This is a genomic window from Parasphingopyxis sp. CP4 (assembly GCF_013378055.1).
Taxonomy (GTDB): domain Bacteria; phylum Pseudomonadota; class Alphaproteobacteria; order Sphingomonadales; family Sphingomonadaceae; genus Parasphingopyxis.
The window spans coordinates 75,758-101,233 of record NZ_CP051130.1 but is presented as its reverse complement, the minus strand read 5'-3'; the positions used below and the strand labels follow the sequence as shown (position 1 = coordinate 101,233).

The 25,476-nt window shown below is 56.7% G+C and carries 18 protein-coding genes and 1 tRNA gene; 3 read left to right on the top strand and 16 right to left on the bottom strand.

Annotation, left to right across the window (positions count from 1 at the left end):
* From ppc to HFP51_RS00415, 10 genes are all read right to left on the bottom strand, one after another.
* Positions 1–2,676 carry a phosphoenolpyruvate carboxylase gene (ppc, locus tag HFP51_RS00460; RefSeq protein ID WP_176873810.1) on the bottom strand — a complete coding sequence of 892 codons (2,676 nt, stop codon included), beginning with the start codon at positions 2,674–2,676 and terminating at the stop codon, positions 1–3.
* Between the two features lie 110 nt (positions 2,677–2,786).
* A complete protein-coding gene (locus HFP51_RS00455; protein WP_176873809.1) occupies positions 2,787–3,818 on the bottom strand; it encodes a sugar kinase in 1,032 nt (343 codons plus the stop codon).
* Complete coding sequence (locus HFP51_RS00450) at positions 3,811–4,470, bottom strand: bifunctional 4-hydroxy-2-oxoglutarate aldolase/2-dehydro-3-deoxy-phosphogluconate aldolase (RefSeq protein ID WP_176873808.1); 660 nt, start codon at positions 4,468–4,470, stop codon at positions 3,811–3,813. Before HFP51_RS00450 ends, HFP51_RS00455 begins: the two co-directional genes overlap by 8 nt.
* A 24-nt stretch (positions 4,471–4,494) precedes the next feature.
* Positions 4,495–5,253 carry an SDR family NAD(P)-dependent oxidoreductase gene (locus HFP51_RS00445; protein WP_176873807.1) on the bottom strand — a complete coding sequence of 253 codons (759 nt, stop codon included), beginning with the start codon at positions 5,251–5,253 and terminating at the stop codon, positions 4,495–4,497.
* A gap of 36 nt (positions 5,254–5,289) precedes the next feature.
* Complete coding sequence (locus tag HFP51_RS00440; protein ID WP_176873806.1) at positions 5,290–6,561, bottom strand: MFS transporter; 1,272 nt, start codon at positions 6,559–6,561, stop codon at positions 5,290–5,292.
* Positions 6,558–6,929 carry a cupin domain-containing protein gene (locus HFP51_RS00435; RefSeq protein WP_176873805.1) on the bottom strand — a complete coding sequence of 124 codons (372 nt, stop codon included), beginning with the start codon at positions 6,927–6,929 and terminating at the stop codon, positions 6,558–6,560. Before HFP51_RS00435 ends, HFP51_RS00440 begins: the two co-directional genes overlap by 4 nt.
* 1 nt (position 6,930) lies before the next feature.
* Positions 6,931–9,108 (bottom strand): alginate lyase family protein, encoded by a 2,178-nt coding sequence (locus HFP51_RS00430; protein ID WP_176873804.1) that lies wholly within the window; start codon positions 9,106–9,108, stop codon positions 6,931–6,933.
* Positions 9,105–11,354, bottom strand: coding sequence for a polysaccharide lyase 6 family protein (locus HFP51_RS00425; RefSeq protein ID WP_176873803.1), 2,250 nt, complete (start codon positions 11,352–11,354; stop codon positions 9,105–9,107). The genes HFP51_RS00430 and HFP51_RS00425 overlap by 4 nt, the downstream gene beginning before the upstream one ends.
* A gap of 117 nt (positions 11,355–11,471) precedes the next feature.
* Positions 11,472–12,212 (bottom strand): FadR/GntR family transcriptional regulator, encoded by a 741-nt coding sequence (locus tag HFP51_RS00420; protein WP_176873802.1) that lies wholly within the window; start codon positions 12,210–12,212, stop codon positions 11,472–11,474.
* A gap of 165 nt (positions 12,213–12,377) precedes the next feature.
* Positions 12,378–15,407, bottom strand: a complete 3,030-nt coding sequence (locus tag HFP51_RS00415) for a TonB-dependent receptor (protein WP_218135315.1) — start codon at positions 15,405–15,407, stop codon at positions 12,378–12,380.
* A gap of 180 nt (positions 15,408–15,587) precedes the next feature.
* Between HFP51_RS00415 and HFP51_RS00410 the strand changes: the two genes are divergently transcribed.
* On the top strand, positions 15,588–16,817 hold the full coding sequence (locus tag HFP51_RS00410; protein WP_218135314.1) for an Nramp family divalent metal transporter: 1,230 nt from the start codon (positions 15,588–15,590) through the stop codon (positions 16,815–16,817).
* Positions 16,818–16,832: 15 nt separating this feature from the next.
* Entirely contained in the window at positions 16,833–18,011 is a 1,179-nt protein-coding gene (uxuA, locus tag HFP51_RS00405) for a mannonate dehydratase (protein ID WP_176873800.1), read from the top strand.
* Positions 18,012–18,050: 39 nt separating this feature from the next.
* On the opposite strand, the gene HFP51_RS00400 is transcribed toward uxuA, so the two are convergent.
* From HFP51_RS00400 to HFP51_RS00380, 5 genes are all read right to left on the bottom strand, one after another.
* Complete coding sequence (locus HFP51_RS00400) at positions 18,051–19,247, bottom strand: cytochrome C (RefSeq protein ID WP_176873799.1); 1,197 nt, start codon at positions 19,245–19,247, stop codon at positions 18,051–18,053.
* A gap of 210 nt (positions 19,248–19,457) precedes the next feature.
* Entirely contained in the window at positions 19,458–19,898 is a 441-nt protein-coding gene (locus tag HFP51_RS00395) for a hypothetical protein (protein WP_176873798.1), read from the bottom strand.
* 83 nt (positions 19,899–19,981) lie between these two features.
* Complete coding sequence (gene rtcA / locus HFP51_RS00390) at positions 19,982–20,992, bottom strand: RNA 3'-terminal phosphate cyclase (protein ID WP_176873797.1); 1,011 nt, start codon at positions 20,990–20,992, stop codon at positions 19,982–19,984.
* A gap of 33 nt (positions 20,993–21,025) precedes the next feature.
* Positions 21,026–22,249: an RtcB family protein gene (locus HFP51_RS00385; RefSeq protein WP_176873796.1), complete on the bottom strand. Its 1,224-nt coding sequence runs from the start codon at positions 22,247–22,249 to the stop codon at positions 21,026–21,028.
* A 20-nt stretch (positions 22,250–22,269) separates the two neighbouring features.
* Positions 22,270–22,347, bottom strand: a tRNA-Pro gene (locus tag HFP51_RS00380).
* Between the two features lie 236 nt (positions 22,348–22,583).
* Here HFP51_RS00380 and rtcR point away from each other — a divergent pair.
* Positions 22,584–24,179: an RNA repair transcriptional activator RtcR gene (rtcR, locus tag HFP51_RS00375; protein ID WP_176873795.1), complete on the top strand. Its 1,596-nt coding sequence runs from the start codon at positions 22,584–22,586 to the stop codon at positions 24,177–24,179.
* 44 nt (positions 24,180–24,223) lie between these two features.
* Here rtcR and HFP51_RS00370 read toward each other — a convergent pair whose 3' ends face one another.
* The gene (locus HFP51_RS00370) at positions 24,224–25,300 is read right to left on the bottom strand and encodes a fatty acid desaturase (RefSeq protein ID WP_176873794.1); all 1,077 of its coding nucleotides are present in this window, start codon (positions 25,298–25,300) and stop codon (positions 24,224–24,226) included.
* Between the last annotated feature and the right edge of the window lie 176 nt (positions 25,301–25,476).

Sequence of the window (25,476 nt, the reverse complement as noted above, 5' to 3'; positions counted from 1 at the left end):
TCAGCCGCTATTGCGCAGTGCCGTCGCGATGGCGTTGATCGAAAGTTGGATTCCCTCGGCGATCTTTGGATCATCTTCGCCCGCCCTGTGACGCTTGAGCAATTCAATCTGCAGCAGGTTAAGCGGCTCGATATAGGGCAGTCGCAAACGGATCGACGTATCGAGCTTGGGGGTTTTTTCGAGCAACCGCGATTGATCGGTAATGTCGAGCAGCGTGTCATGCGTCGATTGCCAGCCGTTTCGGATATCGCCAAAGACAGACGCTGCCAGATCCCGGTCCTCAATCAGATCAGCATAGCGTTCGGCAATGCCCATATCCGACTTTGCCAGCACCATTTCCATATTGCCGAGTGTCATCTGCAGAAATGGCCATTGCGCGGCCATCTCCCGCAAGAGCCCCTTGTCTTCAAAGGCCTGGAGGGCATGGCCTACGCCGTACCAACCTGGCAGCATGACTCGCGCCTGTGACCAGGAAAAGACCCAGGGAATGGCGCGCAAATCCTCGATAGCATCGGACGTCTTGCGGCTTGCCGGCCGTGAACCGATCTTCAACGAGGCAATTTCGCTGATCGGAGTCATATCGCGAAAGAACCGAGTGAACCCGTCGGTCTCGTAGACGAGCGAGCGATAGGCGCGAAAAGCCGTGGCCGATATTTCGTCCATTGCTTCAGAGAAGCGCTGTTTATCGGTTGGCGAGATTTGTTCGGGCTCAAGCGTCGCCAGCAATGTGGCCGAGACCATGGAGTCGATATTGGCAGCGGCAGAATCGGGTGTTCCATATTTTGCCGCAATCACTTCGCCCTGTTCGGTAATCCGGATACGCCCGTTGACGGTGCCAGCCGGCTGCCCGCGGATCGCGGCAAATGCCGACCCTCCCCCGCGCCCAACGGATCCGCCGCGACCGTGGAACAGTTGGATTGAAGCACCCGCCTGTTCGAACACGGGCGCCAGCGCCTCGCTCGCCCGGCTCAGGATCCAGCCGGATGTCAGATATCCACCATCCTTGTTGGAATCGGAATAGCCGATCATCACTTCCTGATGTCCGCGCCCAGACACCAACGCGGCGATCTCTGGCAAGGCAAAATAGCTGCCCATTATGTCGGCAGCGCGCTCCAGATCGCCGATCGTTTCAAACAGCGGAATAGCCATGATCGCAGCATGCGGATCTTCGCCCGGACGATACAGTCCCACCTCCTTCAACAGGATATGGACTTCGAGAAGATCCGAGACCGTCTCGGTCATCGAAACGATGTAGTGGGTGATGCAATCCGGGCCATAGGCCGTGTGCGCGCGCGCGGCCGCTTCGACGATCGACAATTCGCGTGCCGTTTCGGGCGAGTAGTCAGTGTGCGGCACTCGCAACGGGCGGGGCGATGCCAATTCTCGGCGAAGCAACGCAACCCGGGCATCTTCATCGAGCGATGCATAATCTGCCTCGACGCCGGCCTTGGCGAGGAGCTCATCGACCGCCACTTCATGGACTGCGCTATTCTGCCGCAAATCGAGCGATGCCAAATGGAAACCGAATGTCCGCACGGCGCGAATGAGACGGCCAAGCGCACCGCTTGACGCCAGGGTTTCTCCGCCCGAGCGTGTCAGCGCGCGCGCAATGGTGCGCAAGTCTTCGCTGAAGGCCTGCGGATTGGGATAGGGTTCGCCGGTAAGCCGCGATGGCCGGGGCGGCGTTTCACCGATGAGCGCCGCATAAGTGGCTGCCAGCCGGGCATAGATCCCAGACAATGCGCGCCGATAGGGTTCGTCGGCGCGGCTGGCGGCTTCGTCGCCACTGGCCTCTGCGAGCGCCAGCACATCAGCATCAACCTCGGCAAAATCTGAAGAAATCGAGAGCTCCGCGCCCAGTGCGTGCAGATCATCGAGATAGGTGGACAGCGCTGTCTGTGCCGATCTTCGCAGTGCGAGTTCAAGCGACTCTGCTGACACATAGGGATTGCCATCGCGGTCGCCGCCAATCCAGCTCCCCAGACGAAAGAAGCTTTCTGGCCGGGCACCGAGCGCATCTTCCCAGCGGTTATAGAGGCCGGGCAAAATCGGCAGGAACACATCGCGTAGATAGGAGAGCGCGTTTTCCACTTCATCGGCGACAAACAGCCGTTCACGCCGCAACGGTCGGGTCTGCCACAGCAGCGCGATCTGGCGGGTGATCGATTCCGCGATATCGTCGCCTTCGTCTGTATGCGTATGACCCGCATCGCGCAGGACCATCAGTTCTGCCACGCGGTTGCGATGATCGATAACGCTCTTGCGCCGTACCTCGGTTGGGTGCGCGGTCAAAACCGGAACGATCAGAGCATCGTCGAGCATTTCGGCAACGGTTTCGCGCGTTACGCCATGCTCTTCCAGTCGCTCCAAAGCTGCCGCGACGTCTACATCATTGTCCGCGAGCAATCCCTGGCGATCTTCCGCCAGATTGGCGAGCATCGAAAACAGCATGAAGCCGCGCACAAAATCGAGTGTTTCATCCAGCGTCAGCGCATCGAGGCCCGGATCAATAGCGTCTGAACCCTCAACACCACGGTGACGATCGACAGAGGCTGCACGAATATATTCCGTGCGTCGAAACAGTTGATCCCCGCCATAGGCGCGGATCACATCACCCAGCAGCTTGCCAAGAAATCGAATATCGGGGTTCTGCGATATATGGGGGACCGAAGCCATGTCAGTTACCTTGATTTGAAGCAGGATAGCGCGATCCGGAGAAAGCACGATCAACCGGGCGGTTTAGCCCGCTGCATTCCTGTTCAGTCATTACATTGTTCCGTTGGGCGTTACCGCTGTACCCGACCCGAACCATCGCCGCCCATCAATTTTTCCACTTCAGGAACGGAAACGCGATTAAAGTCGCCTGAAATTGAATGTTTGAGACAACTCGCGGCTACAGCAAATTCCAGCGACTTCTGACGGTCGTCATAGGCGTTCAGGCCATAGATCAACGCCGAAGCAAAACTGTCACCACCGCCGACACGATCAACAATGTCGGTCATTTCATAGCGCCGCGAAAGCTTGAAGCCGCCCTCTCGATCACGAAGACAGGCCGACCAATTGTTACGGTCGGCGCTGAGGCTTTCCCGCAGCGTAATCGCGATAGCCTCCATCTCCGGATAGATATCGAGAACCTTCTGCGAGAGCGCCTCGTATTTGGCCGTGTCGAGCTCACCTGATTCCACATCGACATCCACTGAAATCCCGAGTGACTTTTGGCAGTCTTCCTCATTGGCGATGCCGACATGAACATGTTTGACGAGTTCACTCATCACCTCGGGCGCGCTCTTCCCATATTTCCAAAGCTTGCCGCGAAAATTAAAGTCGCAGGATACCGTCAATCCGGCAGCCTTGGCGGCCTTTACACAATCCATGCTGAGTTCCGCCGCGCTTTCGCTCAACGCTGGCGTGATGCCGGTAATGTGCAACCATTTTGCGCCGGAGAATATGGCGGCCCAATCAAACTCATCCGGGCCAGCCATGGCGATCGACGAATGTGCGCGATCATAGACCACCTTGGAAGGCCGTTGGTTTGCACCGGTTTCCAGAAAGTAGATTCCGACCCGGTCGCCAGAGCGGCTGACATGCTGTGTATCAACGCCAAATTTGCGCAATTCGGCAATCGCGCTTTCGCCGATATCATTGTCCGGCAAGGCGCTGACAAATCCGGCATCTAGGCCATAATTGCTTAGCGCCACCGCCACATTTGCTTCACCGCCGCCAAAGGTTGCCTCGAATGCCGGCGACTGAAAGAAGCGCTCATAGCCCGGTGTCTTTAGCCGCAACATGATCTCACCGAATGACAGAAATTCAGCCATTGTCTTGCTCCTTGCCTCGCGATCGCGCGGCTATTGCCGCAGCCTCGCGCGCGAGTTTCTTGATGGTCCCGAACTCGCAACTATCGACCGCCGCCCGCGGCGTCAGCCAACTGCCGCCGCACGCCAGCACATGCGGCAATGCTAGATAGTCGGACAGGTTTTCTGCGCTGATTCCACCGGTTGGCATGAACCGCATCTCACGAAAGACGGAGCCGAGCGCGCGCAACATTGGCACTCCTCCCGCCAAGCTTGCGGGGAAGAATTTCACATCCCGCAATCCCAAAGCATAGGCACGTTGCACCTCGCCCGCAGTCATGGTTCCAGGATAGACTGGGATGTCCTGATCGATGCAGTAGCGCGCGATTTCATCGACCAAGCCCGGACAGACAATAAACGCCGCACCGCTCGCATGCAGTGACTGTGCTTGATCAAGCGTCAGCACCGTTCCGGCGCCGACTATCACATCCTGTGTCTCTGCAATGATTGCTTCCATACAGTCTTGCGCCGCATCGCTTCGCATGACGACTTCGATGACCGAGAGTCCGCCCTCCTGCAGTGCTTTGGCCGTCTCCACGGCAATCATTGGATCGTCGCCCGAGATGAGGGGTATTACCGGTGTCGCGGCGAGCCGTTGATCAAGTTCAGTGCGCAAATTCACAGTATATCCCTCATCGGATCAGGAGAAAGCGAGGCCGCCATTAATGTCGACATTCGCACCCGTGATGAACGATGCCTCGTCCGAGGCAAGATAGACGACGGCATCCGCCGTTTCTTCTGCCCGTCCCTGCCGACGCAATGGTGTTGCATTTGCCGTGTTCTGGCGCGCTTCGTCTTTTGTGAAACGATCATGAAATGTCGTCGCGATCATGCCAGGACACAGGGCATTGACGCGAATGCCGCGCGGCCCCAGCTCTTTTGCCATACCGCGGGTAAAGGTCATCACTGCGCCTTTTGACGCGGCATAGGCGGACGCTCCTGGCCCACCGCCATCGCGACCCGCCTGAGAGGCCAGGTTCACGATCGCACCGCCCTCTGGCATGTGCGGCACGACTGCCTTGGTCGCGAGGAATGTGGAGGTTGTATTCAACTGCATGACATAGTTGAAAAATTCCTCGTCCATTTCTTCGATAGTCCGCCGCTCAACCAGACCGCCAGTGACATTGACGAGGATATGGATGGCATCGCCAAACGCCTCTCGACTGGCATCAATCAGCGCAGCGACATCGGCCGCCTTGGTCATATCGCCTTTCACCGTGATAGCCGCACCGCCGCCTGCCTTGCTAATCGCGGCAAGTGTGGCCTCAGCATCTTCTTCGCTGTTGAAATAGTTGACGACGACATTGGCACCTTCACTGGCCAATTTGACGCAGACGGCGCGGCCGATATCTCGGCTACCCCCGGTCACGATTGCCACTTTTCCGGCTAGTCTGGTCATTCTATTCCCCCTGTTGGACGTATCGCGCTGGCCGCATCAGGCCGCATTTGGTTGAAGTGGTTTTATGTCCCGACAGAAAATCAGGACTGAAAGAACGGTAAGAATTGCAAGCGCTGCTCCGACAACGAATGCCGGTGCGTATGAATTGACGGTGATCACCGGGATCAAGAAATTGAGTCCGACAACCGCCAGTTTCGCGGCGGTTCCGGCAAATCCTGCCAAGGTACCAACGGATTCACCGCTGAAATAATCACTCGGAAGGGTTTGGATGTTCCCGACCGCCGTTTGGAAACCGAACAGGATCACAGCCATGAGCAGCACCGCGAACATTGGCGTCGCAGCCTGTGTCGTCGCCAAGAGCGAGACCAGCATGATCACACCGCCGAGGCTGATGACCGCCTTGCGTGTCGCATTAACGGACCAGCCAGCCTTGATGCGGTTCTGCGCCAACAGTCCGCCAAACCAGGCACCGAACATTGCGCCGACATAGGGAACCCAGGCGTATTGCCCGATCTCGGCAACGCCGAACCCATAGGTGCTGGCAAGATAGATAGGCAGCCAGCCAACAAACAGCCACCAGATCGGATCGAGGAAGGCCGACGCCAATATGACGCCCCAACTCTCTTTGTGGGAGAGGATCTCTTTGGTGCTCGGCGCATAACTAGCGACTTCGTCGGTTTCCGTATTGCGCTGACCGGTGAGAATAAACTGGCGCTCTTCCTCAGAAATCCAGGGGTGCGCATCTGGCCCGCTTTTGTAGACGATCAGCCATGGCACCAGCCAAAGAAAACCAATCCCACCTATGGTGATGAAGGTTGCTTGCCAGGAACCGAGAAAGACAAAGAGATAGGCAACGATAGGCGCCGAGACGATACCGCCGATCGCAGCACCGGAATTGAATATCCCTTGTGCAAAGGCGCGTTCCTTGATCGGAAACCATTCGGCATTGGCCTTGGTCGCCCCAGGCCAGTTGCCGGCTTCAGACAAGCCAAGCAGCGCGCGAAACACAGCGAAGCTCGCCAGTCCGCTTGCCAAGGCGTGGAGCATGGTCGCCGCGGACCAAACCGCGATTGACAAGACGAAGCCCAGTCGCGTTCCGATCCAGTCGAAGATCTTGCCGAATATCGATTGACCAAAGGCGTAGGCGAAAGTGAACACATTGAGGATGATCGCATAGTCAAACTCGGTCAGGCCCAGTTCGCTGGAAATCTCAGGCCACAAGAAACCCAGTGCGCCGCGGTCGATATAATTGATGATGGTTGCAAGCGCGACCAGGCTGACAATCAGCCACCGTAGTTTGCCATTCATGATTGTGCCTCGTCCAAGCCCAGAAAATCAGCGCGCACGGGATTAAACATGTCCAGCAGCACGCCAGCTTCCAGACACACCGCGCCATGCATTTCATGCGGCGCTACAAAAAAACCATCGCCCGGGCCGAGTTCCGATTCCTCGCCATCGATCGTGACGAGAAAGCGCCCGCTCTCGACATAGCTGGTTTGACTGTGCGGATGGGTGTGCGCCTCTCCGACAGCGCCTTCTTCAAACCAGACCCGCACGGCCATCAAATCGTCGTTGTATCCCAGTAACTGCCGGCGGATCCCATCGCCAAGATCTTCAACTGGCGTTGCATCAGCATGGATAAAGCGCGCGCTCTTATTGCTGCTCAAAACGACCATCTTAACTCTCCCCTCGAGAAAGCGAGATGCGGGCAACACAGCCTTGCCAGCGTAGCTCTTGGCCGTTGACGGTGGCGCTGTGCTCGGCCTCAGCATTGCTATCCCACGACACCGCGACAGCGACTTGTGCGCCGGTGATCGTTTCGATCACAGCAATGTCAGTGGTCCCCGATCGAATGTGGTGCAGTGATGCGATCTGACTATCGCTATCAATCGTTTGTTCGGTCGCGCCATCATAAAGGCCGTGCGGTTCGACCAGGCTCACAAATGTTGCGCGATCGGTCCCGCTGACGCGCTGGATCGCGATCGGTTCGCGGCGCAAATTGAATGAAGGATCATTGGCGCCGGTTTCACCCAGAATGACTTCAAGCTCGCCAGACTGGACAAAGCGATAGGTGTAAAAGCGGCCATCCAGCAGCCAGGTCATCAGGCTCTGTTCGCCGTCAGGCCTGGCGCGGCCATCGACCCAAATATGCTGATACCCATTTGCATCGCCGAGGATCGGTCGGCCTGCCGTGTTGCGATCGACATCGAAGCCTAACCGCATGATATGACCGGCATAATGCAGCGGCAGATCGAATTGGAGCGCGCCGTCTCCTTGAGCCCGCAAGACATCCAAGGCGATCGGAGCCGATAGACCGTCGATTTCGACCATCGCCAGCATGCGTTCCATCGTTACGCTTTCACGGGGATAGGCGTCATCAATCGATGCGACGCTGAACTGCAATTCGTCGTCGACGCCGAAACATTGTTGGGTCGGCGCGGATTGGTCCGCGAGGTCGCGGTCGCCATAGAAATGGCTCTGTTGATTAACGACCAGCGTATTGTGAGCCACCGTCTGTTTCGCCCAGCTTTCGTTTTCGGGCAGGTAGCGGCCGCCTTCCTTGGCCTCGATGTTCAGGAACCGCGCGGCGCCATAGTCGCGGACGATCTCGTGACCATTATCATAGAGCTGCCAGCTCAACTTATCGAAATGCCCATGACCCATGCCTTGGGAGGCGTTCTTGGCGACCAGCGCCATATGACCAGGCTCGCTCCCATTGCGCATGATTGCGACCGCGCCCTGCTGACCATTGGGTCCATCTCGCAAGACCATCGACCGGAATGGGAATTCCTCGGCAAGGCCCTGTTCAATCGCTTCTGCGACTTGAAGGCCGGCCGGCGTGATCATCGTTCGATTTTGGAACTGAGCGATGCCGAGAAGGCTCGGATCGCGGGTTACCGAATAGCCGATTGCAACGCCCTGATAGAGCTCGGCGGTGTTAAGACTCTTGTCCCGGATCGCGTCGTTGAACGGGAAGAAATACCCGCCATAGGTCAGCTGGATCGTTGCCAGCAGCGCCTTGCGCAAAATGCCGTCGCGATGTTCGAAGATCGCCCGCTCCGGTTCATTGCGTTCAATCGCCCCAGCAAAAACCATGAACGGCAACAGCGCAAATCGCTGATAATAGGGCCCTTCAGTGTAATATCCGTCTGGCGAAAAGAGCAGTTCGGTTTGCCGCAGAAAGCCAGATTCACCATCGCCTTGCGTGCCATAAAGCGCGCGGCGGACCAACTCGTCATCGCCGAGAACATAGCCGGTCATCCCGACAGCAGCCGTTGCCCATGTCGCATGGTTATGAATGCGGTTGAATGTTGCTTCGGATTCAACGGACAGGAAATGGGCTGCGCGACGGAAGACATCATTGTCGATCCGATCGCGGCTCTCGCTATCCAGATCGTCGCGGATAACCTCATAGGCCTGGATCGCATGGACCAGCCACATCGCGTCATTGAGCACCTGCCAGAACAGGCGACCCGGATTCTGATTGCTGCGCGCGGGATGGTCTTCAAGCGTCGGGTAGAGATCGGCATATTCGAGCAGCATGTCACGTACGAAGACGAAATAACGCTGATCGTCGCTCAGATTGTAAAGGTGGCTTGCAAGAAACATCGCGCGAAAATTGCGCTTATGTTGTTCATGCGTGTAACCGCCACCGGGATCTGCTGGAACCGGGACCGTAATCCCCGCAGCAATCATCTCATCGACAAACTCGCGCGCTCTTGCGGTTTCGGCAGCGAATAGCGGCGGGACATCCGGGGCCTGTACCGCCCCGGACGGCGCCGTATCTTGCGCAATAGCGGGCGCAGCCGCAGCCGAAGCTGCAGCTGCTAGAATGAGAGGCAGCGCCCTCTTCACTGGCTCTCACTTTCGCTAAACACATTGTCACGCATCTCGACCCGGGGCTCCCCAGGGAAAATCAGCTCGGTCAGGACTGGTTCTGGCGTATCTGTAAAGACGTTGCGCTGCACCGCCGTGCGGGGATTGCCAACCGTATGGGTGATGCCAAGAGCCGCCGATCCAGTAACCAGGTTTTCGCTAATCGCGGTCTCTTGAACGCCGTGAAGCCGCAACGACAGGTCGCTTGCCTCGCCAACATTCTCGAGGATCGAATGGCGAATGGAAACATGCGGGCCGAATGTGCTCTCATCTCTGCCCCCGCGATACACTTCAGCAAGAGCGCCACGAACATTTCGGAAGATAGAGTTTTCAATATCGAGATATTCGACATTGTAACGGCCTTGATCATCGGCTTCTGCGGCCGCGGAAACGACTGTGCCGGTGATATCTTCAAACAGACTGTTGGTGATATGAATCCGGTCTGCCAATGTTGAGGGACCGAGATAGATCACGTCGAAATCGCGATTGACGGTGAGGCCACGGACATTGACGGACTCGAGCTCAAGTACGAAATTCCCGCGGATCGGAGCAATGCCGGTACGAATGACGGAATTGCCGACTGAGTCCGGAGATGCCGACCCGTCGATCACCAGAGATTGGAGCCGCAGATTCCCGCCTTGCTGTATCTCGAAAAGCGACGGGCGCGAGAAAGTCAAAACAGCCTGCTCGCCATCGTCGCCAGTGCGGCCGACAAAAGTGAGCGCGCGATCAATGCCAAGTGTCCGATCTACCTGATAGCGGCCCGGTGCAAGCGCCAGGACATCTCCGTCCTCGGCCTGTGCGACTGCCTCGAGCAAAGCCGCCGTGGTCGCAGCAACTTCGATCTCGCGTCCGGAAGCAAACAGCTGTGCCGGCGCCGGTTTCTCATACCAATCAACGCCCACGTCTTCGAGCGAGATGACGGTTAGATCAGCGGGCACACCAATAGCGCCAAGTGCCGGATCTGTCGGATAGAGAAGCCCGTTGTCCGCGCGGTGCATTTCGGTTTCGACCCGCTGGATATCGGCAAGCGCCGGGTCCAGTTCACCTGCAATGATGACATTGTCGGCACGCTCAATTCCGGAAATATCGGAATCGACTTCGATAAAGGTTTGATCCTCTATCCCACCCAGAACGTTGGCCGTCATCCGACTGTCGACTGGCGGCGCGGAGCGTTCTTCGTCCGCGCCTGTGCCGAGCGAGATTGTCGCGCTATCGACAATAGTATTGCGCTCTATCTGAGCGTTCTGCACTTGAACGTACCGATTGGCCGGTGAGTTGGGCACACCGTTCATCACAGCCATTGCGCTCGAAAAACCAAAGCCGCGCAGGCCTTCCATATAGTTTTCACGGACAGTTTGATTGCGATTGATCACCCGGATCCCGCCCGTATGATCCTTGCCATGCCCAAGGAAGACATTGTGTTCAATGAGGTTTCCGTCGCCATGCCGTAGGGTCAGCGCACCGCGCGACCGCAGGAACAGGTTACCGCGAACGATATTGCCACCGGCTTTGACGGAAATAATCTCAACCTCGCCATCAGTCCGGTCAAAGACATTATTCTCAACGATCGTGTTGGAATCGAAGCTTGCATAATGGCTCGTCCCGATCCGCAACGTCTCGCCGCCATTGGAGCCGAGGACGGACCGCGGCCCGAAATAATTATGGTCAATCCGGTGATTATTGTTGCGGCTCTCCGCCGTGTTCAGGCGAACGGCCAAAGTTACACCGCGATTGGTTTTGCCCTCGAGATGATTGTGGTCGAACCGGTTGTTGCTGCCATAGATCGCGACCCAATAATCGGTCTCATTGCGATCGGGCTTGCTGAAATTGTCGATGACAGTTTGCGTAACGCGCGAATTGTTCGCGAGCGTATCGCTGTCCAGCCGGAATGCGATCACATCGCCAGTGGGGCTGTAGCCATCCCGAAAAACGAGCCCCGAAACGACAATATGCTCGCCGCCAATTCGGAGATTGGACTGGCCCGTCAAGACGACTGAGCCGGGCGTTTCCGACCGAACGGTAATCGGGCTCTCGGCTCGCCCTGACCCGGTCACCGCCATTTCAAAATCCGGCCATTCACCGTCTGCCAGAACAATTGTATCGCCCGCCGAAATCCGGCTCAGAGCCTGCGCATATTCATCCTGGTTGCGGACAAGAAGATCTTCTGCGTGCAAGGGAGACGTCAACGCGCACAGCGCGAACAGCCAAATGAGCAACCTCACAGACATCCTAAAACAACTCCCCTCTTATCGAGAAGACCATATCGGGTCGACAAGGTGTGTCAACCAATATTCTATGCCAGTTTTACAAAATTGTCATACCAGTTTGTCTGGCTAGGCTCAGCGCATCTTCGCCGCGGCGAGGAAACGCTCACGACTTTCCGTCGCCTGTTTCTGGACTTCGGCCAAAGCCTGCTGCTCGGTGGTGTCCAGCATATTTTCGATTAACCGGTGAAAATGATCCCGCATGGCTCTGCGCGCGCCGGCAGAATCCCGGGCTTTCAATGCGTCAAACACTGCGCGGTGTTCGTCTGACCGCATCTGTGCGTCGTCTACGCACACGGCTTCATAGGTGGCCTTCACATCGGGAAGATCTTCGCGCATTCGCCACAAGGACGTAATATTATGGAGCAGAGCGGTATTGTTGGAGGCTTTAGCAATGGTCAGGTGAAAGGCTTCATCTGCCTCATTTGCACTTTCGTGATCGGCTTCACCCATCAGATCAATAAGATGTTCAAGCTGCTCAATCTCTTCATCCGTGATGTTCTGGGCCGCCAGGGCGGCAGCTTCAGACTCTACGAGTAATCGCGCTTCAGTGACCTCAAACGCGCTGGCGGTCGGCAATTTTTCGGTATCTCCGGCTGGAGCCTCGCGCACATATACGCCTGAACCAGTCTTGATTTCGAGCCGCCCAACAGCCTGAAGGGCGATCTCGGCCTCTCGGATTGTCACCCGGCTAACGCCGAGCTGTTCTGCCAACTCCCGTTCGCCCGGTAAGCGAGAACCGGGAGAATATACGCCATCGTCGATCAGCTTGCCGATCTTTTGGGCTACAGATTGGTAGAGTCTCTTGCTGCTCATCCGTCACCTTACCACCGGTTGCCTAGTCCACTTTGGAAAAGTGGATAGGCAATTACCGATCGAAACTCCAGCGACCATTTGAGGCTGCTCAGGCTTCGCTGTCGTAACAGCGAAGCCTGTCGCAAAAGCAACCGTCCCATATTCGGTTGCCGGCCAGTGCGGCACCTAGAACCGGAAGCTCGCACCGAACGTAATCCGGCGATCCGGGAGACCCTGGAAGCACAGCTGTGCGCCTGAGTTCACACAAGACTGGGTGATCCGGGATTTGGTGAGGTTAACGCCCTCCACCCCGACATTGAGCCAGTCAGTAACATCGTAGGAAATGCTGGCGTTCAGCTGTCCTCTCGATTCTGTCACGACAGGGAAGCCCAAGGTACTGTTGAGCGAAGCGCCACCGGCCGTATCCAGGGTCCGGAAGGCATCACGCCACGTGTAACGTGCCCGAGCGGAGATCCCATATTTCTCGTAGTAGAGCGTTACGTTATACGCGTTCTGCGAGAAATCGAGCAGGCCCTGCACCGCCGTAAATGGACCGGTGAGGCCGCTGCTGGCTTCGAGAATCGGTGTCCCGCGAGAAGATGATGAGTTCGTCGCCTCACCACCGCTAAAGTCCTGATAGGTATAGTTTGCTATCACGCCGAAACCGGACAGGAAGCCGAAGCCGCCGAGCGCGCTCTCGAACTGGGACAGATCATATTGGAATGCGACCTCAATACCCGTCTGGGTGGTATTGGCCGTATCATTGATGATCGTCTGAAGCGGTACGCACAGACCGTTACCAGGAATGTTCGAAAGCACGTTGCGATCGGGCAGCGGATTGAAAATCCCGCCGCCTTCACATGGTGCCGTGATGTCGCGGAAGCCATTGGCATCCAAGGCAACATCTTCGACTTGCGTAACGAACAGGCTCGACCGCTCTTTATGGAAGACACCGACGCTGATCACAGACGCAGGTGCGAAATACCATGCGAGCGACGCGTCAAATGACGTCACCGTTTCCGGTGCGAGATTCGGGTTACCAAGCGCAACCGCATTGTTCGGTCCTGTCGGGAAATTGACCGACAGAGACAGATCATTGAAATCCGGACGATTGAGATCTTCAGTCCAGCTGGCGCGGAAGACCAGATCGTCAGTAATGTCTGCAACCACGTTCACGCGCGGTAGCAGCTCGGTGTAGCTACCGCCGGCCGTTACCGGCGTAACCACGCCAGCGGCAACATTGTTGCCCAACGAACTAATGCTCGTATCGACCCAGCGAAGCCCGACATTGCCGCGGATACGGCCAAACTCGAAGTTCACCTGCCCATACAAGGCATGTGTTTCCTCTTCGATGTCGAAAAAGCCTGCCGGATCCGATGTTGGATCACGCAGCAATCGACCACCGCCAGCAATTGCAGCTTGACCACCAGGGGTGGAATCCAGCGCAGCCTGCAAGGTCCGCAATGTTCCGGTAGGATCGGAGAAGGCCTGGTTCGGATCGACCAGCAGGAAGTTCCTGAAAGCCAGCGTCCGGCCGTCGAAATCGCCAAAATTGCTGGGTCCAGGGACAAGCAGGCTAGCAAATAGCGAACCATTTGGGCTGTTCGCGATTGCACCTGTACCGAAGGTAGAACGGACCAGGTCAAAAACGCTCGAACTGTTATTGTAACGATAGCCGACGTCGACCGATGTGACACCCGGGATTAGGTCTTCGAAATCATATGTAAAATCGACCCGGAAGGCTTGTTCACTGTTATCGGTTCTATTGCGACCAACGGTGACAGCATCCAGCACCACATTGCTCGGGCTGAGAAGGTCAGCGACAGTTGGCGCAAATGGCGATGCGAAATCGACACCGAAGGTAAGCGCTCCACCGGTAAGGTCATAGATAAACGGAACGCTGTTATCGTTACTCGTGCCATCCAGAGGCGTGAGCGGATTTGGGTTGATAAAGTTCAACGTCGTGCTCAGATTCGGATTGACCGTCTCCGCATTTGACGTTGACGCCTCTACCCGCAAGTGCGCCCGGCCACTCTCCCAGTCCGCACCAACGACAAACACATCGCTGTCAGTAATGCGTGCACCTGTATCGCTCGAAAAGCGCAGGTTCGGGTCATCATCGTCAACGCCCAGATTTGGCTGGATGGTGCCGGTCAGGGCCGCTTGAATGCTACCCAGATTTACCCCGTCGAGCGTGCCATAATTGATCGTCTCAAACGTATCGGGAACGTTGTTAAAGCGGAGCGAGCTCACGCCGGACGCCTGAATACGCGAACTATCCTGGCGACGCTCCTGACTGTTCACAAATGCATCAAAATAGAGACGCAGTTCTGGGGTCGGAGCCCATTCGACAGAGCCCGCAAAGTTGAAGGTTTGATATTCGAAATTCTCGAGTTCCTGGTTCAGGAACTGGATGCCCTGATAGGGCGTGGTCGGCCCCGGAGCCCCGGCAGCCGTAACCGATCCACCACCCGGGATGAGGGTATCGCGGTCGACGCGAGGACGGAACGACGTTGCTTCCTGCTGGGTAAAGCTTGCGGCCAGCACAAACCCGATATCGCCGGTGCCGGTTTCCCAATTGTCGCCAAAACTGGCTGAAATTCTCGGCGTCACGCTCTCAGAGAGCTCGCTATATTCACCTTGAATACGTCCAGCGATCAAGCGGTCCCGCAAATCAAGTGGGCGGATCGTCCGCAGATTGATGGTGCCACCAACCGAACCTTCAATTGTTCCGGCCGTCGGCGCCTTGATCACTTCGACCGACGAAATGATCGCTGCGTTGATATCTTCGAAGTTGATACCGCCGCGACCCGTGCCCGCAGACAGAACGCTGACACCGTTGATTTCAGTCCGGTTCTCGTTGGTACCGCGGATCTGGACCCCGGTGCCGACACCGGCTGTCCGGGTAATCTGGACGCCTGTAATATTCTCCAGCACCTCAGCGAGGTTTTGATCTGGCAGCTTGCCGATATCTTCGGATTGGATGACTTCGACAAGGCTGTCCGCATTCCGCTGCTCATTCAGAGCGCTGAGTAGCGAACCACGGATGCCGGAGACGACAATCACGTCATCGCCAGTGTTCGCCTCTGGCACCGATTCGTCAGTTTGTGCGATGGCTGTCCCATGCGCCAATGACAGCGCTGATCCCGCCAGCAATCCCGCAAGAATACGTGATTTCTTTCCGGTCAGGCCTACGCCCCCGTTCAAATAACCCATGGCAAACTCCCCATCGCCTTTTCTTGTTTGTTTGGTGGGTCAGTAGACTGGCATGGACAAATGTCAACCTATATTGCACACCTATTACACCAAATTGGTCATACCAATATACCAACTAAGGCGGACCTTCCGCACGGAGGACTCATGGCGATTGTTGCTCGACGTCGATTATTTGCATGGGTGCCATTGTTTTTGCCCGGAATATTCCTGCTCGGCTTCAATATCGGCACGGGCAGCGTCACAACCATGGCAAAGGCGGGCGCTACATATGGTATGTCATTGCTGTGGACAGTTATGCTGTCCTGTGTCGCAACATTTCTGATGATCAACGCGTATGGCCGGTTCACACTGGTCACCGGTGAAACAGCCCTACAGGCGTTTCGCCGTCATATTCACCCGGCGATCGGGATTTTCTTCATTGTTGCTCTCACCGCTGGTGTCAGTGGCAGCGTGATGGGCGTTATGGGGATCATCGCCGAAATCAGCTATGAATGGTCCAAGACAATCATCGAAGGTGGAATTGCACCCATCTATTGGGCCGCCCTCTTCATAGGCATTGTCTATCTGATATTCTGGAATGGACGCACGCAAGTATTTGAGCGCGCACTGGCCGTGATCGTTGCGATCATGGCGGCGAGCTTCGTTTTGAACTTTTTTATCCTGATGCCGCCGCTGGCAGACATGGTGAGCGGCCTTGTTCCATCAGTTCCAGATATCGCGGACACGGAAAGCGATGGCCGAGGCCCCCTCCTCCTGATCGCATCGATGGTCGGGACGACTCTGTTTTCCGGCTTGTTCATCATTCGCACGACTCTTGTAAAAGAAGCTGGCTGGACGATCGGCGATGCACGGCAACAGCGTCGAGACGCCTTGTTTGCGGCCATAATGATGTTTGTCATCAGCGCTGCAATAATGTCGGCAGCCGCAGGCACGCTCTATATTGCCGGGGTCGGCCTCGATCGACCATCCCAGATGATCAGTTTGCTGGAACCGTTAGCGGGCGCGTTTGCAGTCTCAATCTTTGCCATCGGTATTGTGGCGGCCGGTGTGTCATCACAATTTCCCAATGTGCTGATGCTGCCCTGGCTGTTGTGCGACTATCAGAACGCACCGCGCGAAATGACCCTTCCGAAATATCGGATAATGGTGCTTTTGATCTCATTGCTCGGCCTGGTTGTTCCGCTATTCGATGCCCGGCCAGTGTTCGTGATGATAGTATCTCAGGCCTTCAATGTGGTGCTCTTGCCGCTCACAGTCGCGTGCATAGTCTATCTGGGCAATCGCCACGATCTGATGGGCGAACATCGTTTCCGCCCAGCGACAAATTGCGGACTTATCGCGATTTTTCTCTTCTCCCTAATCACCAGCTATATGGGATATCAGGGATTGTTTGTGATGCTGGCGAGCTGAACGGAGGGCGAGGACATGCGTGAATCCTGGCGATGGTTTGGGCCCAATGATCCAGTCAGTCTGGACGACATTCGCCAAACCGGCGCAACGGACATTGTCAGCGCGCTCCATGACGTGCCGATCGGCGCGGTCTGGCCTCGTGAAGCCATAGCTGCGCACAAGGCTTTGATCGAGGATGGTTCTAACGCGCGAGCACCGCTGCACTGGACCGTTGTCGAGAGCATCCCTGTCCATGATGACATAAAATGTGCAGCAGCTGGGCATCATCAGTATGTCGATGCTTGGATTGCGACGCTCGAAAACCTTGCCGCCGAGGGTATCACAACAATCTGCTACAACTTCATGCCGGTGATCGATTGGACAAGGACCGACCTCAAATATCGGTTGCCGAGCGGCGCCTTTGCGCTGCGTTTCGACCAAGACCAGTTCGCGGCCTTTGATCTGTTCATTCTGAAACGCGACAATGCGCAATTGGATTACACTACAGCAGAAATCGATCGGGCCGAGCGTGAGTTTCAGTCGATGACAGCGGCAAATATCGCCGAGCTGACCCGAACAATCATCGCCGGCTTGCCGGGGAAGATGACAGAGGCCTATTCGCTCGAAGACTTTAGAACCGCGCTGGCCCGGTACGACGGCATCGATCACGCGACCCTGAGGAGCAATCTCCATTCCTTTCTCGCACGGGTGACACCGCATGCAGAAAAAGCGGGCGTTCGACTGGCCATCCACCCGGATGATCCGCCATGGGACATGTTTGGCTTGCCCCGCATCATTTGCACGGCGGATGATCTCGATAAGCTGTTTGCCGATATTCCGAGTCCGGCAAACGGTATGACATTATGTGTCGGAACCTATGGCAGCAGGCCCGATAATGATCTGCCTCAAATGGCAGATCGCTATGCAGATCGGATATTCTTTGCGCATCTTCGCGGCGTCACACGCGATCCCGAAAACCAGCGTAGTTTCTTCGAAGCGAGCCATCTCGACAGCGACGTCGATATGGTCGCAATCATTGCGCAACTGTTGGACAATGAAGCCGCCGGACAGAGCGAAATCTTCATCCGCCCTGACCATGGCCATTTGATGCTCGATGATGTCCACCACCCAACCAATCCCGGATATTCAGCCATTGGCAGAATGAAAGGCCTGGCGGAAATTCGCGGGGTGATACGGGCGCTGGCTGTCCGTTGAAGATATCCCGTCGTCAGACGGAATCAGGTCGCCAAACCCTCAGCGGGCCGCGTCCGTGCGGTCGACCGTAACCCTGGCAATATGGTTTGTGCCGCTTTGATGGATCAGCAATGCGCTGCCATCCAGGCTGGTTCGCATGTGGCGAAGGATTCCCGCATAGACCGGTCCCGAAGGAATTGGCCAGCTTTGAAAGGTCTCGGTTTCCGGTTCGAACCGCACCAGCATGTCAGGGCGCACGCCGCTTTCATTATACCAGATCGCATCGTCAAAAACGGCAATCGCATAAGGGTGTGAACTGGGTCCGCTCGGGGAGGCCCATTCCGTGATTTCACCACTTTCCGGATTATAGCGCCCCAAGCGCCCCAGACCCGAATTGACCCACCAGATTAGTCCGTCCCGATCGATATCGAGCCGCCTGACCGTTGTGCCTTGCTCAGGCAGAGTGATTTCGGTGACCTCCATCGTGTCTGGATCGACCCGCAACAAACAGTTGGCCCCGTTACAGGCCACCCAAATCGTGCCGTCTGCTGCAATTTTCACCCCATAGGGACGCGACCTCTCACGGGGACTCCGGATCAGTCGGACTTCGCCGGTAGCCGGATCCAATCGTCCGATCATGTTGCTGCCCTGCAGGCTGAACCAGAGAATTCCATTGGCGTCGAACTCTGCCGTGTGGGGATCGCGTGCGGCCTCGTCCGGCATTACGAACTCCGTGATCTGCTCAGTTGCAGGATCAAATCTACCGATCGTGGCGTTGCGATTTCCGGTGTACCATGCCGCTCCGTCAGGCCCGATTGTCACCGAATGCGGTCGCGCCCCGGCTGGCAACCGATGCTCTTCCATCTCACCGGTTTCAGGATCCAGCCGGCCCAATATGTCGAGCCACTGACCGACCCACCAAATGCTGCCGTCAGGCGCCTCTACCGGATCGCGTGACCGCTGCCCCAAAGTCGGCACCTGCCACTCCTCAAACCGTATGGACAGCGGTCCATTTACGGGTGTTGAGGCTCGGTTTTCACTGGGTGGATATGTGGCTGCAAGATAGTCGAGAATCTCCGCCTCGGTTTCCGGACTTCTGGACAGATCAACCATGGTAGACGCCAGAACACGCCAATCCTCACGCGTATAGCCGGAACTTCTCGCCATGCGGTTCGTACCGTGACAACTGCCGCATACATCTTCGACCAACTCTTCCCCTCGGCCTTCTGACTGTGCGACGGCGGATGCTGGCATCATCAAAGCAGCGATCAATAAAATGGGGCGAAGTATCTTGCTCGGCATGATCAAACTCTCAGTCGTGGCGATGGCGACTAGCGTGACGAGAAGCATGCATCGTCGAAACCGCGATGCCAAGCCGCATCCCATATGGGCGAGCAATCTCCAACCGCTTTCAAGCTCGAAGCAGCCGAAATTCAACTTCCTATGCGGCCCACTATTAGGCAGGTCTCACGAGCGCGATGAATCGCGAACAGGATATGCTGCCAAGAGGGCCTCCAACGAATCCAATATCGGCGGCAAATAGGACTGATCCAAACCAAATTCGAACCGGTGAAATTGCTCGACGTGATCTGGCGTGATTTCTACGCTCCCGGCGACATGGCCAGTGCGATGCATTTTGAGCGTCAACGAGATATTGGGTTCCAATCCTCCCAACGCGGCTTCTCCGCTCAATGATGAATGCATCTCGGCAAGCTGTTTGTGGAATCGAGCGAAATCTTCAATTCTAAGATAGGCTCCGTCAATGGTCACCTTGGCTTCATCGGCGGCCATTGTTGCTCGGAGCCTAAGCCAGTTCCCGTCCCAAAAATCGTTAGAATCGGGGAACTCTCTGCCATGTATCCACACAGACAGGCCTTCCATGACAAGATCGGGCGTCATTTCTGTCATTGGTTGGGGCACTGAAGTGTCCTTTGATTGCCAGTGGCTTGCTGAACCGTCACCCCGGCATTTGCAGTGCCGGTTTATGGGCTTCAGATCCGTACCAGATGGGTTCCGTCTTGGGTTTGTTCGATCGAAATCGACCGCCCGGTGAACAGTTTGATCGTGTCGATATTGGTCAGCGTATGCTGGCTGGGCTTGACGGTCGTAAAGCGTCCGCCGCCGGCCAAGGCCATTGGCAACAGCAGCTGGTCGGCGAGATACGGCCCGGCAAAGGCTGTAGATTTATCATAGCCGAGCATCCGTGCAGCGGCCTGCTTGGCCACGCGCTCCGCCGGCAATCCCATCTTGGCAAAGCCAGCCACCACCTCGGTCACCTGTTCATAGGCCGATTCAAGCACGACAATATTGCCCGGCCCCTGATCTCCTGGAAGATCGCGCTTCACGATTGACTCGTCCGACCAGTCGAGATTGGCGGCCAGAACCTTAATTTCACGCTCGGCAATTTCACGTGGCAGGCCAGCGCTGAGCACCATGGCCTGGTGCGATTTCAGCAAACCGCGATCGACACATTCAATCCGGCGCAGCGACGATGGAGTAATCTCCGCCTCAATGCGGCCACCACCGCGCGGAAAAAATCCATGCCGCGCCAGGCGCAGTTGCACATCTGGCCCCATCTTGCCGAGTATCGGCAGAAAGCTGCGCTCGAGAAAGTCAAAAGGCGGTGCGCCGGAATTATGCGTGCCGCCTTCGATCGCGACATGTGATGGACCGCCGGCCAAGGCGAGCGGCAGCAAAATGGTCTGAAGGACAAGCCCGGTGCTGCCAGCCGTGCCAACCGCAAAACGATAGCTACCGGCGCGGACAGCCCCAGGCCGGAAGACAAGTTCAGAACTGCCAATTTCCAGTCCGCTACAGTCTGCATTTCCAATCTCGCACGCCGCCGCAACGCTAGTCAGATGCTGACGCATCAGCCCAGGCTTTTTCCGCTTGCCACGGATATTCTCAATCTTGAACGGCTGTTCGGTAACCAGGGCGAGCGCAACTGCAGTGCGCAAAATCTGCCCACCTCCTTCGCCCGCCGAGCCGTCAATCGTAATCATTGTCTCTCTTCCAACTTCTGGATGCGTGAAGGGTCACCCCTTCACGCATACCACCTGTTTCAACGTATGGACGATTTCCACAAGATCGGCCTGTGCAGCCATGACCTTGTCGATCGGCTTATACGCTTTGGGCGTTTCGTCGATGACACCGGCATCTTTCCGGCACTCGACACCCGCCGTATCCGCGCGATGCTCTTCGATCGTCACTTCCTTTTTGGCCTGGGTACGGGACATTACACGGCCCGCACCATGGCTACAGCTATGGAAGGACTCAGCATTGCCGAGCCCGCGTACGATGAAGCTCTTGGCGCCCATTGATCCGGGAATGATCCCCATCGATCCTTCAGCCGCGCGTACAGCGCCCTTCCGGGTTACGAGGATATTCTCGCCGAAATGGTTTTCCCGCGTCACATAATTGTGATGACAGTTTACCGCTTCGACATCCGCATCGAATGGCTTGGTGATCTGCGTGCGCAGGGCACGGATCACATTTGCCATCATCACGCGACGGTTCAGCGCGGCAAAGTCCTGCGCCCATTCGACCGCTTCGACATAATCATCGAAATGATCGGTGCCTTCGGCAAAATAGGCGAGGTCCTTGTCCGGCAGGTTGATGAACCAATTGCGCATATCTTCACGCGCCAGTTCGATGAACGACGAGCCGATACGATTGCCCACACCGCGCGATCCGGAATGCAACATCACCCACACTCGGGACTCGGTATCAAGGCACAGCTCAATGAAGTGATTGCCAGTACCCAGCGTTCCGAGATGGACGATGTTGTTGGTATTCTTGAATCGCGGATATTTCTCGCAGATACGATCAAAGCGCGTAGAAACCGCACGCCAGGCTTCAATGACCTCGGCCGGCGGTTCGCCCCAGGAGCCATGATCGCGACGACCACGTCCCACCGAGCGACCGTGCGGCACGGCAGCCTCAATCGCGTGGCGAACGGCTTCCAGATTATCCGGCAAATCGCTCGCCAGAAGCGAAGTGCGAGCCGCCATCATGCCACAGCCGATATCGACGCCGACAGCAGCCGGGATGACAGCGCCCTTGGTCGGAATCACCGAACCAACGGTCGCGCCAATCCCGACATGGACATCGGGCATTGCTGCCACATGCTTGAACACGAACGGCATCTGGGCTGCGCGCGAAAGCTGGTCCCGGGCGCCCTCATCAACGGGCACTCCCTTGGTCCACATTTTGATCGGCACACCGCCTTCGACATGCTGAAATTCATAGCTATCGGTCATGATTGACCTCCTTTAAAAACTGGTCAGGGCGGTTGGATTCGAACCAACGACCCCCGGCTTCCAAGGCCGGTACTCTTCGCAAGCTGAGCTACGCCCTGCCGTTCAAATCCTTTGGGGCGACCGGCCGATTCCGGCCGCCCCTTCCGCCGCTGTATCGTCGGAGATGTTTGCGAACCGACGACGCACGATACATTGCAGATTGCATGCCAGTTTCTGAGAAGCGCAGAAAATTGCCAGAAAACTGCCATTCTTGAATGTTTGGTCGAAAATCCGAGAGAGTCCGAAATCAACATTTTATATCGACAGAGCGCATATTTTATATGATAGTATAAATATGAAACCGCTGACCGTTATCGGATTTTTGGGATCGACGCTCGATGCGTCCAAATATGGCCCGACACGCTGGAACAAGTGGCGACCCAGCGTTGGCATCCATATGCATGAAGATCTGAGGGTCGATAACTTCGTCATGTTGCACGGCGATCGGCACGGTCGCTTGGCCCAGTTCATTGCGGACGACATTGAATCTGTTTCCCCCGAAACCTCCGTCCAGCGCCATCTGGTCGATTTCGACGATCCTTGGGATTTTGAGGAGGTTTATGGCAAGCTTCTCGATTTCACCCGGGGCTTTGATTTTGATCCCGAGGCAAATGACTATCTGATCCACATCACGACCGGCACGCATGTCGCGCAGATCTGTCTCTTCTTGCTTACCGAAGCCCGCTACCTGCCTGGCAAGCTACTCCAGACCCAACCCGAGCGCGGTGGTGCCCCACGGGCGGCCGGCAGCTGGACAACGATCGATCTTGATCTCTCGCGCTATGACAGCATTGCAAGCCGTTTCGCCGGAGAGGTCGAGGAAAGTACATCCTTCCTGAAGTCGGGTATCGACACGCAGAACACTGCTTTCAATCGCATGATCGACGAGATTGAGCAGGTCGCCATCCGATCCACGGCACCGATCCTACTAATGGGACCGACCGGCGCTGGGAAGAGTCAGCTTGCCCGGCGCATCTATGAGCTCAAGCGTCTTAAGCATCAGATTGCCGGACCGTTCGTTGAGGTAAACTGCGCCACACTGAAAGGCGATAGCGCGATGTCAGCGCTCTTCGGACATCGCAAAGGCGCATTCACCGGAGCTATTGAGGGCCGGGCGGGCCTGCTCAAATCTGCTGATACGGGAATGCTGTTCCTGGACGAAATAGGCGAATTGGGGCTTGATGAGCAGGCCATAATCTTACGGGCAGTCGAGGAGAAACGCTTCCTGCCGGTCGGAGCCGATGCGGAATCGGCCTCCGACTTCCAGTTGATCGCAGGAACCAACAGTAACCTGGCCGACGCGGTTGTTGGCGGGAGCTTTCGCGAAGATCTCTTGGCCCGTCTCAACCTTTGGACCTTCTCATTGCCGGGACTTGCCGAACGGCGAGAGGATATCGAGCCCAATCTCGATTATGAGCTGGACCGCTTTGCTGAACGAGAAGGCAGTCGCGTGCAATTCAACATGGAAGCGCGCAACCGGTACCTGGATTTTGCGACCTCACCGGCCGCGATCTGGTCAGGGAATTTCCGTGACTTGGCATCAAGCGTAACGCGGATGGCCACACTTTCCTCGACCGGGCGAATTGGAAAATCGATGGTTACCGCCGAAATCAACCGTCTCGAAAATCTTTGGGGTGTCGATCGGTCGGCATCGACAGACATGCTAGATGCATATCTGGATCAGGGCGCTATCGATCAAATTGATCCCTTTGACCGGGTCCAGCTGGTCGAGGCCATTCGCACTTGCCAAGCAAGCCGGACTCTATCCGAGGCTGGACGAAAGCTGTTCGCCGCGTCGCGACTGAGGCGGAAAAGTGCGAATGACGCTGATCGGCTGCGAAAATACCTCGCTCGCTTTGACCTGGACTGGAAGATCATCACGGACGGCTGACGACGAGACGTCCGCTTTCCAGCCATAGCGGGCATTGGCGATGCTTATTGAAAAGGGATCAGCCGTCGTTGATCCTCGTCCCACAGAGCGAGGCGCAGCGTTCCGATCGTCTGGGGAGCGGTGAGCCGGTTTATAGTTCGCAAGTGCGGATACGCCCTTAGCACTTCGGGAAGCCGATAAAAGGGAATCCGGCTAGCGAGGTGATGGACGTGGTGAACGCCGATATTGGCTGTGAACCAGCGTAGCACGGGAGGAAGATCGAGGTGCGAGCTCCCCCGAAATGCAGCATCGTGGAAAGACCACTCGGCGTCCTGGTGCCAGTGAGTGGCTTCGAACTGATGCTGGACATAGAATAACCAGACGCCCACCGAGGCGGCGAATAACACCACAGGCAGGACGACCAAAACAACAGCGCCGATGCCGAACTGGATGGCGAGCGCGGCCAACAGCAGAGCCAATAAGGCGTTGGTTGCGATCGCGCTGACCCAATATACCGTCCCGGCCTTCATCAGCCCGATCGGGAGCCGGTGACGCAGCAAGAACAAATAGGCGGGGCCGAGCCCGAACAGAATGACCGGGTGTCGGTATATGCGGTAGAGGATTTGTTTGAATCTGGACAGCGATTGGAACTCACGAACAGTCAGTGTGTCGACGTCACCGAGCCCACGCCTATCAAGATTGCCGGTGCCCGCATGGTGCAGCGCATGAGACCTCCTCCAGCAATCGTAGGGAGTGAGAGTCAGCACACCAAGCGCCCTGCCAAGCCAGTCGTTGCTGGACCTGCCAGGCAAGAACGCCCCATGGCCACAATCATGCTGGATCAGGAACACCCTGAGCAAAAAGAGTCCCGCCGGGACGGTGAGTACAAGTGCGAGAAGATAGCCAGCCCCTACTGCGGCCAGCATTATCCAGCTCAAGAACACGAAAGAAACCAGCGTGATCGCGAGTTCGAATCCGCTTCGCCATGGCTGCGGGTCATTGAACGCTTTCAGTGCCTGAACCAGCTGTCGCGGATCGATCGGTGTGGTTCCGGAGCTCGCAGCGGATCCTGCGGCTTCATTCGCTTGGGTGTCGCCAGGTGGCACAGACGCCGCCTCGTCACCATCATTAGGGTTCAGCATTTCTTGGTCCCCGGGAGCATGGCCTGGAAAAGAGCGAATATTGCGTCAATGAAAGTGTTCCGTCAGATCATCGCGGCGCGGTACGCTCTGCTGAGGTAGGAGGCAAGTCAGCCAGTGCAAACCAGGCCGCCGCTACCGTCACGGTCTATGTCCGCTTTCGGCCACAAGCGGACCTC